This window comes from Clostridium sp. 1001275B_160808_H3 (assembly GCF_015550425.1).
Lineage (GTDB): Bacteria > Bacillota > Clostridia > Clostridiales > Clostridiaceae > Clostridium.
The window spans coordinates 59,570-72,157 of the sequence record NZ_JADNAT010000002.1 but is presented as its reverse complement, the minus strand read 5'-3'; the positions used below and the strand labels follow the sequence as shown (position 1 = coordinate 72,157).

At 28.9% G+C, this 12,588-nt stretch carries 10 protein-coding genes; 1 reads left to right on the top strand and 9 read right to left on the bottom strand.

Annotation, left to right across the window (positions count from 1 at the left end):
• The first annotated feature begins 97 nt into the window (after positions 1 to 97).
• On the top strand, positions 98 to 1,363 hold the full coding sequence (locus tag I2A75_RS02275; RefSeq protein ID WP_195262853.1) for an amidase domain-containing protein: 1,266 nt from the start codon (positions 98 to 100) through the stop codon (positions 1,361 to 1,363).
• Positions 1,364 to 1,455: 92 nt separating this feature from the next.
• Here I2A75_RS02275 and I2A75_RS02270 read toward each other — a convergent pair whose 3' ends face one another.
• From I2A75_RS02270 to secG, 9 genes are all read right to left on the bottom strand, one after another.
• A complete protein-coding gene (locus I2A75_RS02270) occupies positions 1,456 to 1,854 on the bottom strand; it encodes an Rrf2 family transcriptional regulator (protein WP_195262852.1) in 399 nt (132 codons plus the stop codon).
• 320 nt (positions 1,855 to 2,174) lie between these two features.
• Entirely contained in the window at positions 2,175 to 3,563 is a 1,389-nt protein-coding gene (gltA, locus tag I2A75_RS02265; RefSeq protein ID WP_195262851.1) for an NADPH-dependent glutamate synthase, read from the bottom strand.
• Between the two features lie 2 nt (positions 3,564 to 3,565).
• Positions 3,566 to 4,453, bottom strand: coding sequence for a sulfide/dihydroorotate dehydrogenase-like FAD/NAD-binding protein (locus I2A75_RS02260; protein ID WP_195262850.1), 888 nt, complete (start codon positions 4,451 to 4,453; stop codon positions 3,566 to 3,568).
• Between the two features lie 270 nt (positions 4,454 to 4,723).
• Positions 4,724 to 5,890 carry an iron-containing alcohol dehydrogenase gene (locus I2A75_RS02255; protein WP_195262849.1) on the bottom strand — a complete coding sequence of 389 codons (1,167 nt, stop codon included), beginning with the start codon at positions 5,888 to 5,890 and terminating at the stop codon, positions 4,724 to 4,726.
• Between the two features lie 361 nt (positions 5,891 to 6,251).
• A complete protein-coding gene (locus I2A75_RS02250; RefSeq protein ID WP_195262848.1) occupies positions 6,252 to 8,153 on the bottom strand; it encodes a sigma 54-interacting transcriptional regulator in 1,902 nt (633 codons plus the stop codon).
• 150 nt (positions 8,154 to 8,303) lie between these two features.
• Positions 8,304 to 8,774 carry an SsrA-binding protein SmpB gene (gene smpB / locus I2A75_RS02245; protein ID WP_195262847.1) on the bottom strand — a complete coding sequence of 157 codons (471 nt, stop codon included), beginning with the start codon at positions 8,772 to 8,774 and terminating at the stop codon, positions 8,304 to 8,306.
• A gap of 220 nt (positions 8,775 to 8,994) precedes the next feature.
• Entirely contained in the window at positions 8,995 to 11,232 is a 2,238-nt protein-coding gene (gene rnr / locus I2A75_RS02240; protein WP_195262846.1) for a ribonuclease R, read from the bottom strand.
• A 580-nt stretch (positions 11,233 to 11,812) separates the two neighbouring features.
• Positions 11,813 to 12,190 (bottom strand): PH domain-containing protein, encoded by a 378-nt coding sequence (locus I2A75_RS02235; RefSeq protein WP_195262845.1) that lies wholly within the window; start codon positions 12,188 to 12,190, stop codon positions 11,813 to 11,815.
• A 76-nt stretch (positions 12,191 to 12,266) separates the two neighbouring features.
• Positions 12,267 to 12,497: a preprotein translocase subunit SecG gene (gene secG / locus I2A75_RS02230; RefSeq protein ID WP_195262844.1), complete on the bottom strand. Its 231-nt coding sequence runs from the start codon at positions 12,495 to 12,497 to the stop codon at positions 12,267 to 12,269.
• Between the last annotated feature and the right edge of the window lie 91 nt (positions 12,498 to 12,588).

Genomic DNA, 12,588 nt, shown 5'->3' with positions numbered 1-12,588 from the left:
ACTATTATTAATTCTTGCATTTTTAATATGTATTATTTAAAAATATGAAAAAGCTTGATTGTACTTAAATATGGTCAATACTAGGGAGGTTTTTTATATGCGTAATATCTTTAAAGATAAAAATAAAAAAAAGATATTCAAAGCAAGTAGTTATTTTTTATTTTCAATTTTTCTTATAACTAATTTTTTGTTTTTTATTTCTAAGACCTCAAACTCATCTTTTGTTCCTTCTGTATTTTTTAGTGAAGTTTATGAAGGTGAACCAATTGCACATGCCGGTACTTTTATAACTGATAGTGATGAAAATTTAGAAACTTCTATAATTTCATTTTTAAATGAGTTATATACTACTCGTAACAAGTCTTTTACTACTGGTAATGTCGAAGAACTTTATAAGTTTTATGATACTGCTCAAACATTTAGTAGCTACTCATTAAAGCATGAATTTAAAAGAATTGCTTTTTTAAGAGATTGGGCAAGTGAAAGAAATGTAAGTTTTAAGAATATACAGTCTACCCCTAAAATTACATCTATAAAGGAAAAGGATAATACATATGATTTAACTTTAAGTGAAGAATATAAATTTGATTACATATACAATAATGATCCTGAAAATGTTAATAGTTTTGGTGTTTCTTTAATACATACATTAGAACTAAAAAAGTTTGGAAACTCATTTATAGTTACTAAAGATTATTATCAAGATTGCTTTGAAGGTGGCCTTGGTAAATATGATTTTGATTTAACTGAAAAGAATATTCCATTAACTAGATTTAAAGCTTATAATTTAAACTTTAAAATTAATCCTACACCTGAAAATAGTTCTACTTATAATAGAGAAGCTGCTGTAGATTATGCTGATAAATACTCTGGAATATCTTTTGCAACTAACTTAGATAGCAAATATAATTCAAATTATTACATCTATGTTGCTGGATCTGGAAATTGTACTAATTTTATATCTCAATGCTTATCTGATGGCCTTGAAGGTGGAGGAATGCCTCAAGATAAAGATTGGTCTTATAAATTTAATGAATCTAAAGGAGTAATGGCAAGTGAAACTTGGGTTAACTCAGAAAAGCTTTTAGATTACCTTTTATCTAGCAATAAAGCATTTATATTATTTTCTGGGTCTTTTGATGAAATCTTAGATAGTATGTCTAAGTCAAGTAATGAAATAAAATTAGGTGATTTAGTCATATATAAGCAAGGTGATTATATTGAGCATAGTGCTATAATCACAGGATTTGATAATTCTGGGTATCCTTTAGTTAATTCTAATTCTATTGATAAATATAAAGTCCCTTTTGATTTAGGTTGGAGTAATGATAATTCTGAATTTTACATAGTATCCCTAAAATAAATTATTAAAATAAAAATAGGCTATAGTTATTTTTACTTATAGCCTATTTTTAACTATATAACTTTAAATACTGAATTTTATACCTTTAGACTTTAGTTAAGTAAGTCTTGTAGTGTATATCTTGAGAACTCATGAAGAAATGCATTTAAAGATTCATTCATTATCCCTTTTAGCTTACATCCTGAACTTATAAATGGACAACAATCTTCCTTGTTGAAACATTGTGCAATATTTAAGTTATCTTCTGTTATACGGATAACTTCACCTAAATTTATATCTTGAGGCTCTAAGCCTAATTTTAATCCACCAGTTCTACCTTTCATAGATATAACTAAATCTGTCTTAGCAAGCTTGTGTATTATTTTCTTTAAATGATGTTCTGAAATCTCTAATTTTTTTGCTAATTCTTCTACAGTGCATAGCTTGTCTGTATTTTCAGCTAGGTATACTAAGGCTCTAAATGAGTAATCAGTAAATTTTGATAAGTACATAATAATTCCTCTCTTTCGTATGATTATTGCCATAACTTAATTTATAATTGCTAGTAACTTTTATATGTATATTAAAATTAAACATTCTATATTTATACAATATCTAAACTTTATTCTTAATTTTATATAAAATTTACTCTACTGATATTATACTATATACTTACCTAAAATTACTCTAAAAGATAGACAATATTTACAATTAATTTACAAAATTGATTTCTTATTAATAATTAGAAGATTAAATATACAAAAAAAGAGTTATTTCTAACCATTTAAGCTACAATTTAAAGTAGTAGCAGGTTAAAAATAACTCTATAACATTATTTACTTAAATATTCATCAATAGCTTCTGCAGCAGTTTTACCTGCTCCCATTGCTAAAATAACAGTTGCAGCTCCTGTTACTGCATCTCCACCAGCATAAACTCCTTCTTTAGTTGTTAGTCCATGCTCATCTGCTATTATACATTTCCACTTATTAGTTTCAAGACCCTTTGTTGTTGATGATATAAGTGGATTTGGTGAAGTTCCAAGTGACATTATTACAGTATCAACATCCATAACATATTCTGAATCAGCTTTAACTACTGGCTTTCTTCTACCTGATTCATCTGGCTCTCCAAGTTCCATTTGAACACATTTCATTCCCTTTACCCAGCCATTTTCATCTACTAAAATTTCTGTTGGGTTAGTTAAAATATCAAAGATTACACCTTCTTCTTTAGCATGGTGTACTTCTTCAACTCTTGCTGGAAGCTCTGATTCACTTCTTCTATAAACAATGTGAGTTTCTGATCCTAATCTTAAAGCAGTTCTTGCAGCATCCATAGCAACGTTTCCTCCACCTACTACAGCTACTTTCTTTCCCACTTTAACTGGTGTATGATATTCTTCTTTAAATGCCTTCATTAAGTTTACTCTTGTTAAGAATTCATTTGCAGATAAAACTCCATTTGCATTTTCTCCTGGAATACCCATAAACTTAGGAAGACCAGCTCCTGAACCTATAAACACTGCATCAAACTTTTCATCTTCCATAAGCTCATCTATAGTAATAGTTCTTCCTACTATAACATTAGTTTCAATCTTTACTCCAAGCTTCTTTATGTTTTCAATTTCAGCTTTTACTACATCATCCTTAGGTAGTCTAAATTCAGGAATTCCATAAACTAAAACTCCACCTGGTTCATGTAAAGCTTCAAATATAGTTACATCATATCCTTTTTTAGCTAACTCTCCTGCACAAGTTAATCCAGCAGGACCACTACCTATAACAGCTACTTTTTTATTTTTATCTTCTTCTCTTTCTGCTAATTCTATATTATGTGTTCTTGACCAGTCTGCTATAAATCTTTCTAGCTTACCTATTGAAACTGGTTCCCCTTTAATTCCTAATACACATTTACCTTCACATTGACTTTCTTGCGGACATACTCTACCACAAACAGCTGGCAATGCACTATATTTTGCAACTTCTTTAGCTGCCTTTTCAAATTCTCCATTTTTTATATATGCTATGAATTCTGGAATATTTATTGATACTGGACATCCATCAACACATTTTGGATTTTTACAAGTTAAACATCTATTTGCTTCTTTTATTGCTTCTTCATCTATATATCCTAAGCACACTTCTTCAAAGTTTTTTGCTCTTACTTCTGGAGCTTGTTCTGAAACAGGTACTCTTTTCATTCTATCTTGCATATTCATAACTATTCCACCTTGCATCCACAACCACCATGATTATGAGTGTCCCCTTCCTCGATTTTTAGTTGAGCTCTTCCTTCTTCAGTCTTATACATTCCTTGTCTTCTCATTGATTCATCAAAATCAACTAGGTGTCCATCGAACTCTGGACCATCTACACATGCAAATTTCACTTTTCCACCTACAGTAACTCTACATGCTCCACACATTCCAGTTCCATCTACCATTATTGGATTCAAGCTCACTGTTGTAGGTATATTTAATTCCTTAGTTAGCATTGACATAAATTTCATCATTATCATAGGTCCAATTACTATTGCATGATCATATTTATTTCCCTTTTCTTCAATTAAGTACTTTAAACAATCTGTTACTCTACCATTAAATCCATATGTTCCATCATCTGTTGATATATATAAATTGCCTGAAACTTTTCTCATTTCATCTTCTAATATTAATAAGTCCTTTGTTCTACTTCCAACTATTACATCACAAGCAATACCATTTTCATGCATCCATTTAACTTGCGGATATACAGGTGCTGCCCCTACACCACCAGCTATAAATATTATATTCTTTCTTTTAAGCTCTTCTAGGTCTTCATGTATAAACTCACTTGGTTGTCCTAAAGGTCCAACGAAGTCACTAACATAATCTCCTTCTTCAAAACTAGCTAATTCTTTTGTCTCTCTTCCTACAGCTTGAAATACTATAGTAACAGTTTCATTAACCTTATCATAGTCAGCTATTGTTAGAGGAATTCTCTCCCCTTTTTCGTTATTTTTAATAATTATAAATTGTCCTGGCTTAGCAGACTTAGCAACTCTTGGTGCTTCTATATCCATAAGATATATGTTGTCAGTAAGTTCTCTTTTTTTCACTATCTTATACATGATTGTTCCCCCCTGGCTTATTTTCATATCAATCTTATATTATCATTTTTCGAATATTCATACAATTAGTAAATGTAAATATTATTCTTTACTACTAAATATTGCTTTTTAGATTTCCTTATTTTTATTATTACTCTATTTTTATTTATCAACTTATTTTTATCTAATTATTTATCTACTTTTTCAAATTAAGGTTACCTCAAAAAGAAAATAATTTCTGTTTAAGATAACCTTAAAATCAATCTATTATTTTAGAAGACTTAAAGTCTTTTAGAAATTAACCTTAGTTCCATAATAAGTGCATTCAAATAATTTAGCCATTGTTGCATCATCAATTTCTCTTGGATTAGATCCAGTACAAGCATCTAAAACTGCATTGTGAGAAATAAATTCTAGATTATCTTTAAAGTCTTCTTCTGTTACTCCATATTCCCTAAGTGTATGTGGAATATTTAATTGTGTGTTTAAATCATTGATCATTTCTATTAATGCATCTGTTAATTCTGCATTATTTTTGCCTTCTAATTTTAATGCTTTAGCTATATCTGCATATCTATCTTCACAATTAACTCTGTTATATTGAATTACATATGGTAAGAAGATTGCATTTGCACATCCATGAGGAATATGGAATACTGCTCCTGTCTTATGAGCCATTGAGTGAACTATTCCAAGTAGTGCATTAGAAAACGCCATTCCTGCTAAACATTGAGCTTCATGCATTAAGTTTCTAGCTTCTTTATTTCCATTATATGAAGCAACTAAGTTCTCTCTAACCATTTCAATAGCCTTCATTGCTAATGGGTCTGAGAAGTTTGATCTTAATGATGCAGTATAAGCTTCGATAGCATGAGTTAATGCATCCATTCCAGTATGTGCTACAAGTTTAGATGGCATAGTTTGTGCAAGATCAGGATCTACTATGGCAATATCCGGAGTTATATTAAAGTCTGCTAGAGGATATTTAATTTTTGCCTTGTAATCTGTTATAACGGAAAATGCTGTTACTTCTGTAGCTGTGCCACTTGTTGATGGGATTGCTACAAATTTAGCTTTTTGTCTAAGCTCTGGTAATCCAAATGGAACAACTGCTTGCTCAAATGTAAAGTCTGGATATTCATAGAAAATCCACATTGCTTTTGCAGCATCTATTGGTGATCCTCCGCCCATTGCAACGATCCAATCTGGTTCAAATCTTCTCATTGCTTCTGCTCCACTCATAACAGTTTCTACTGATGGATCTGGTTCAACTCCCTCAAAAAGTTCAACTTCCATTCCAGCTTCCTTTAAATATGTTTCAACTTTATCTAAGAATCCAAAGCGCTTCATTGAGCCTCCACCAACTACAACAAATGCCTTCTTTCCTTCTAATGTCTTTAATACCTCTAAAGATCCTTCCCCATGATATAAATCTCTTGGTAATGTAAAACGTGCCATAATAAACCTCCTAAAAGTTATATAATTTATTTCTTACTTATTTACATAAATATAATAAGCAAAAATCATGCCAAGTGTTTATAATTTAACAATATTGTTAAATCATTCACCTTCCTGTAAATACTATGCACGCTTTAAAATAAATATGTCCTAAAATAAATCAGTTTAAATATTTTTTACTGCTCTACTTTAGGACACCGTCTTATTATCTTACGTTTTAAAATAAATTGAGAATAAACATAATTATATGTATTAATTCTTCATTTAATTATTTGAAGTAGCAAAATATAAGTTGGCTAAGATAAATAGAATATGATTATGGAACATATCTAGTTATCTTAGCCTTTACATTAGCAATTTATTAGTTAATATTAATATTGTATTTTTTAACTTTAAGGTAAAGTGTATTTCTGCTTATTCCCAATACTTTCGCTGTTTTAGTCATATTATATTTATTATGCTCTATAGCATTTCTTATAGTTACTTTTTCAATTTCCTCTAAATTAAAGCATTTTTCCTTTTCTCCGTCAAAAACAATATCTTTGCTATCTATATCTAATATTTCATTTCTTTTTTCTTCTGATTCTTCTAATATATCATCTGATAACTCACCATTTAAATTAACTATATTTTCTATACAGTTTTCTAATTGTCTTATATTCCCTGGCCAATTATATCCAAGTAACCTATTAAATAATTCCTTAGTTATTTCAGGAATTTCTTTTTCTAATTCTATTGATTTCATGCTAAGGAAATATTCAATAAGCTTTCTTATATCCCCTTTTCTTTCTCTAAGAGGTGGTAATTTTATTGGAATTACACATAATCTATAATATAAATCTTCTCTAAAAGTTCCTTTTTTAACTTCTTTCTTTAAATCTTTATTTGTTGCAGCTATCACTCTAATATCTACAGGAATTTCCATGCTTCCTCCAAGTCTAGCAACTCTCCCTTCTTGAAGAACTCTAAGTAGTTTCACTTGCATATCCAATGGCATTTCACCTATTTCATCTAAAAATAATGTTCCACCATTAGCAATTTCAATTTTTCCTATCTTTCCGCCTTTTTTTCCTCCAGTGAAAGTTCCATCTTCATATCCAAAAAGTTCACTTTCAATTATATTAGCAGGTATGGCTCCACAATTTATAGCTATAAATTTATTATTTTTTCTTATACTATAATTATGAATAGATTGCGCTAGTATTTCCTTGCCTGTCCCACTTTCTCCATTAATTAATACCGTTGAAGGACTATTAGCTATAATCTTACAATTTGTTATAACATTTTTTATAGCATCACTTTCTCCTATAATATCATTGAAAGTAAAAAATGCCCCTGTAAAATTACTTTCTTTATTTTTTTCTTTTATCTTTGTTAATGTTGCTACAATCCCTATTATTTTTTCATTACATTTGATTCCTTTAAGAATAATTTCAGTCTTATATTTGCTTGCATGACTTAGCTTTATTTCTTTTGTTATAGTTTCACTATTCTTTGATATTCTGCTTACTATGTTTTTAAAATTGGGGATAATATGATTTATGTCTTCATTAATTAGGTTTTGATTTCTTTTATCTAAAATATTTAATCCTAATTCATTTATGTTTATTATTTTTCCATGTATGTCAATAATCATTATTCCTTTATCAACATTTTCTATAACAGTTTTCATATAATTATAGGTTTGATTTAAGATATAATTAGTTTTTATTCTGTAAAGTTCGTTTTCTATTGCTGTAACTCCAAAAATAACTAATCCTAAGGTGTGAGGGTGTTTCATATTACTTTTACCTGTTAAATTTAAAGTTCCTATTATTTCCCCTTTACTATTATGAATAGGTGCTGCAGAGCAAGTCAGGCTTTGAAATATAGTGGCATAATGCTCATTTGCAGTTATTTGAATACATCTATTTTCTGTTATAGCTGTCCCCATTGCATTAGTACCTATATTTTTCTCATCCATATAGGCTCCAACTTTTAAATTTAACTTTTCAAGTTCATCCTTTATTGAATCAGCTCCCCTTATATAAAGTATGCATCCATTATTGTCTGTTAAAATTATGATAAAGTCATTATCTTCTACAGACTCAACTACCATATCTATATAGGGTTTTGATATTTCTATTAATTCTTTATTTATCTCTAGTACTTTTTTAAGCGCTTCTCCATTTAACATGGTTCTTGAATGATTGCTACTTTTTTCAACTCCGTAATCTTCACTTCTTTTATGCGAGTTTTCGATTAATAAACTTTTATTATACATAACTCTATACCTCTTAACCATTGTTTTACTTTAATCTTTATACCGTATAATATAAGTTTACTATTAGATTGATAAATTTTCTACAAAATAATATGACTATAATTGTATTTTTATAAAAAATTACAATTATAGTCATTAAAATTTGATTTTTTAGTATCTTGTAGAGTTCTTTAATTGTCTTTCTATATCTCTCTTATGAGCTTTTTCTAACATAGAATCTCTCTTATCATAATTCTTTTTACCTCTACACAATCCAAGTGCAACCTTTACCTTACCATCTTTTAAATATAATGATAATGGTATTAAAGTAAATCCTTGTTGTGCTACAAGTCCTGCAAATCTTGATATTTGCTCCTTATGAAGTAAAAGCTTTCTTTCCCTTAATGGATCAACATTAAATATATTTCCTTGTTCATAAGGACTTATGTGCATACCTTTTATAGTAATTTCACCATTTTCTACATCTGCGTAAGATTCTTTTAAATTACATTTTCCTGCTCTTATTGATTTAACTTCAGTTCCAACTAAAGCTATTCCAGCCTCTATGGTTTCTTCTACAAAATAATCGTGCCTAGCTTTTCTATTTTCAGCTAATGTATTACTATTTTTCTTCCTTACCATATTCTCACCACTCATTTTATTTTTCTTTTAGTATAACAAAATAGTAAAAAAATGTGAACATTTTTTTAATGGATAATTGATAATGCTCAATTGACAATTAAGGAAAAAAACCCTAAATATTTTTAAAATAAAGGTGCTGCACACCAATTTAAGTTTTGCTGTTCAAAACATCCTTAATTCTCCATTATCACTTGTCAATTATAAATCGCTTGGCAATTTATTACAGTTCTTCACTATCTTCATTATCATCTTCATTAACTAGTTCATTTTTTATTTCATCTTTTGCTTCTTGAATTTTTTCACTAAGCTTTTCACTAGGTACTATTTCTTCCTTAGGTTGTTCTTCTTCAATTAAATCAAAATAGACTTCTCTGTTGTCTATATCAACTCTAGTACATTTAACTTTGATTTCATCACCTAGTCTATAAACCTTTTTAGTTCTTTCACCGATTAAGCATAAATGGGCTTCATCATAAATATAGTAATCATCATCTAAAGCTGTTATATGAATTAATCCCTCTATTGTATTTGGTAATTCTGCAAATAAACCAAAGGATGTAACTGAAGATATAATAGCTGTAAATTCTTCTCCAATTCTTTCTTGCATATATTCTGCTTTCTTTAAATCATCAACTTCTCTTTCTGCTTCTTGAGCTAATCTTTCCATTTCTGATGATTGTTTTGATGCTATTTCAACTATATTAGTTAATCTTCCTGCTCTCTTTTCATCTATCTTTCCATTTAATTGTTCTTTTATAATCCTATGGATTTGTAAATCTGGATATCTTCTTATTGGTGATGTAAAGTGGCAATAATACTTAGCTGCAAGACCAAAGTGTCCTACACATTCTGGTGAGTATTTAGCTTGCATCATTGAACGTAATAAAAGAGTACTTACTACTGTTTCTTCCTTTTTACCTTTTACTTTTTCTAATATATCTTGAAGAGCTCTTGGATGAGCTTCTTGACCCCATCTTACAATATAACCTAAGTTATATACAAACTCTTTAAACTTTTCTAACTTTTCTTCATCTGGCTCTTCGTGAATTCTATATACAAATGGTAAATTAGTCCAGAACATATGCTCAGCTATTGTTTCATTACATACAAGCATGAATTCTTCTATTATTCTATTTGCAATAGCTCTGTCATAAGGCTTAATATCTACTGGTTTACCTAAGTCATTTAATATAATTTTTGATTCTTCAAAGTTAAAGTCAATAGCGCCTCTTTTCATTCTCTTTTCACGAAGAATGTTGCATAACTCTTCCATAGCCTTAAAATCATCCACTAAGTAATCATATCTTTTAATAAGTTCTTCATCATTATTTTCTAAAATCTTTGTTACATCTGTATATGTCATTCTTTCACTAGTTTTTATAATTGTTTCTTCTATTTCATGTTGAATTACTTTTCCACTCTTATCAATAACCATAAAGCAGCTTAAAGCTAATCTATCTACTTTAGGATTTAATGAACAAATACCATTTGATAACTTCTTAGGTAACATTGGAATTACTCTATCTATTAAATATACTGAAGTACCTCTTTTTAAAGCTTCTTTGTCTAAAGGATTCTTTTCTCTTACATAATGAGATACGTCTGCAATGTGAACTCCTAATCTAAATTTACCATTATCAAGTCTTTCTATTGAAACAGCATCATCTAAGTCCTTAGCATCTTCTCCATCTATTGTTACCATTCTTAAATTTCTAAGATCTTTTCTTCTTGCATATTCCTTAGAATCTATTTCTTCTTCAATGTTTTCTGCATAATTTAGAACCTTTTCTGGGAACTCTTCTGGTAATCCATACTTCTTAATTATTGTAAGAATATCTAACCCCTTATCTCCCTTTTTACCTAAAACTTCTTTTACTATACCTTCAGGACTTCTTCTTTTATCTGCCCATTTAACTATTTCACAAATTACTACATCTCCATCTTGTGCTCCATTTCTATCTTTTTTAGATATAAAGATATCTTGATTTAATCTTGTATCTTCTGGAACAACAAATCCGAAGTTTCTACTATCTTCATATACCCCTATAATTTTAGTATTAGATCTTTCTAAAACTTCTCTTACTTCTCCTTCTCTCTTTTTACCATTTAAATCTTCTCTTGTTATTTGAACTAACACCTTATCTCCATTCATAGCACCACTCATAGATGAACTTGGTATGAAAACATCTTTTTCTCCCTCAGTATCTGGAAGTAAGAATCCAAATCCTTTTTGATGCACTTGTAACTTACCAGTTATTAAACCAAGTCTTTCAGGCACACCAAACTTATCTTTCTTTGTCCTAACAATTAGGCCTTCCCTTTCCATTGATTTTAGAACTTTCTTAAAAGATTTATATTCATCAGGATTTATATCAAATACAGCAACCAACTCTTGAATATCCATTGGTCTGTATGCTTCCTCTCTCATAAAACTTAATAACGTCTGTTTAATTCCCATATATACGTTTCCTCCATATAATTCAATTTATTTAAAAATCTATTTCTAATCTGATTTTATAAGTAAGTTATACATTTATTATATGTATAATTTAAAATCTATATCATTTGTAAAATAAAATAATATATCATTAATTCTTGGCTATTTGTAAATTAATCTACAGTCAGATCCATTTTATAATTCACCCTAGATGAATTATTTGCTAATTCTTTCATTATTAATTATTTTACCCTTAACTTCTTCATCCTTCTCTAGTTTATCCATCTTCCCTTGATATTACACACTTCCGAAACACTTTTATTAATTTCACCCATTTTCCTATTAGGGTTTTATTTACCAATTTATATTTAATCAAAAAAACAGACAATCAACAACCCCATTGTCAATTGTCCACACCAATTACCAACTATTAATTATTCCTTCACTTTTCCATATAATTCATTTTGCTTAAATTATCTATTATGAATTAACATTCTACTCATTTGTAAATTTATTCTACAAACAGCTGACTTTCCATAATTTAACGCAAGCGAATTATTTCCTAAACTTTTTTCATTTTTCATTCTTTCACTTATCCCATTTATCTTAAGCAATATTCAGCTAATACAGTTTGTAACTCATAAATATTTAAGCTGCTGTTGAACTGCTTTTCTATTGGAAGGGCTGTTCCAGAAATCCATATTTTTAATTCTGCATCTAAGTCAAAATGTCCAGCAGTCTCAATGCTAAAATGAGTTATTGATTTATATGGGATTGAATGATATTCTGTTTTCTTTCCAGTAACACCTTGCTTATCAACTAAAATAAGTCTTTTATTTGTGAAAATAAACGTATCTCTTACTAGTTTATAAGCTTTCTCTATAGTTTCTGATGATGCTAATATTTTTCCATATTCTTTTTTTAAAGCTTCTAAATTAACTTCTGAGGCATTTCCCATTAATCCATTAAATATACCCATAAAAACACTCCCTTTATTTTAAGATAAAATAGTATAAAAGAGCTACCTATTATAAAAAGCAGCTCTTGTTATAACATTATATTAAGTTTAATACTACTGTATTCACAGCAAATAAAGTCATTGTTACAATTGTTACTTTTAATAGCATAGCTTCCTTTGTTCTAGCTTTATTCTTTGAAAAGAAAGTTTCATTTTTACTTCCTTGAATAAGTCCACTTAATGCATCTGTTTTACTTGGTTGTAATAATACTGATATTATGATTGCTAACCCTAAGATCACTTCTAATACTAATAAAACATCTTTCATTCTTATACCTCCCATGATTACTCAAAACGGTCATATTTACATAACTTTATATTATCATATTAAATGCTACATTACAAGTCAATAGTTACAA

Bases quoted from the DNA above. Each gene is read 5' to 3' on its own strand.
- I2A75_RS02275 (WP_195262853.1), top strand. From the start codon at position 98: ATGCGTAATATCTTTAAAGATAAAAATAAAAAAAAGATATTCAAAGCA.
- I2A75_RS02270 (WP_195262852.1), bottom strand. From the start codon at position 1,854: ATGTACTTATCAAAATTTACTGATTACTCATTTAGAGCCTTAGTATAC.
- gltA (WP_195262851.1), bottom strand. From the start codon at position 3,563: ATGAATATGCAAGATAGAATGAAAAGAGTACCTGTTTCAGAACAAGCT.
- I2A75_RS02260 (WP_195262850.1), bottom strand. From the start codon at position 4,453: ATGTATAAGATAGTGAAAAAAAGAGAACTTACTGACAACATATATCTT.
- I2A75_RS02255 (WP_195262849.1), bottom strand. From the start codon at position 5,890: ATGGCACGTTTTACATTACCAAGAGATTTATATCATGGGGAAGGATCT.
- I2A75_RS02250 (WP_195262848.1), bottom strand. From the start codon at position 8,153: ATGTATAATAAAAGTTTATTAATCGAAAACTCGCATAAAAGAAGTGAA.
- smpB (WP_195262847.1), bottom strand. From the start codon at position 8,774: ATGGTAAGGAAGAAAAATAGTAATACATTAGCTGAAAATAGAAAAGCT.
- rnr (WP_195262846.1), bottom strand. From the start codon at position 11,232: ATGGGAATTAAACAGACGTTATTAAGTTTTATGAGAGAGGAAGCATAC.
- I2A75_RS02235 (WP_195262845.1), bottom strand. From the start codon at position 12,190: ATGGGTATATTTAATGGATTAATGGGAAATGCCTCAGAAGTTAATTTA.
- secG (WP_195262844.1), bottom strand. From the start codon at position 12,497: ATGAAAGATGTTTTATTAGTATTAGAAGTGATCTTAGGGTTAGCAATC.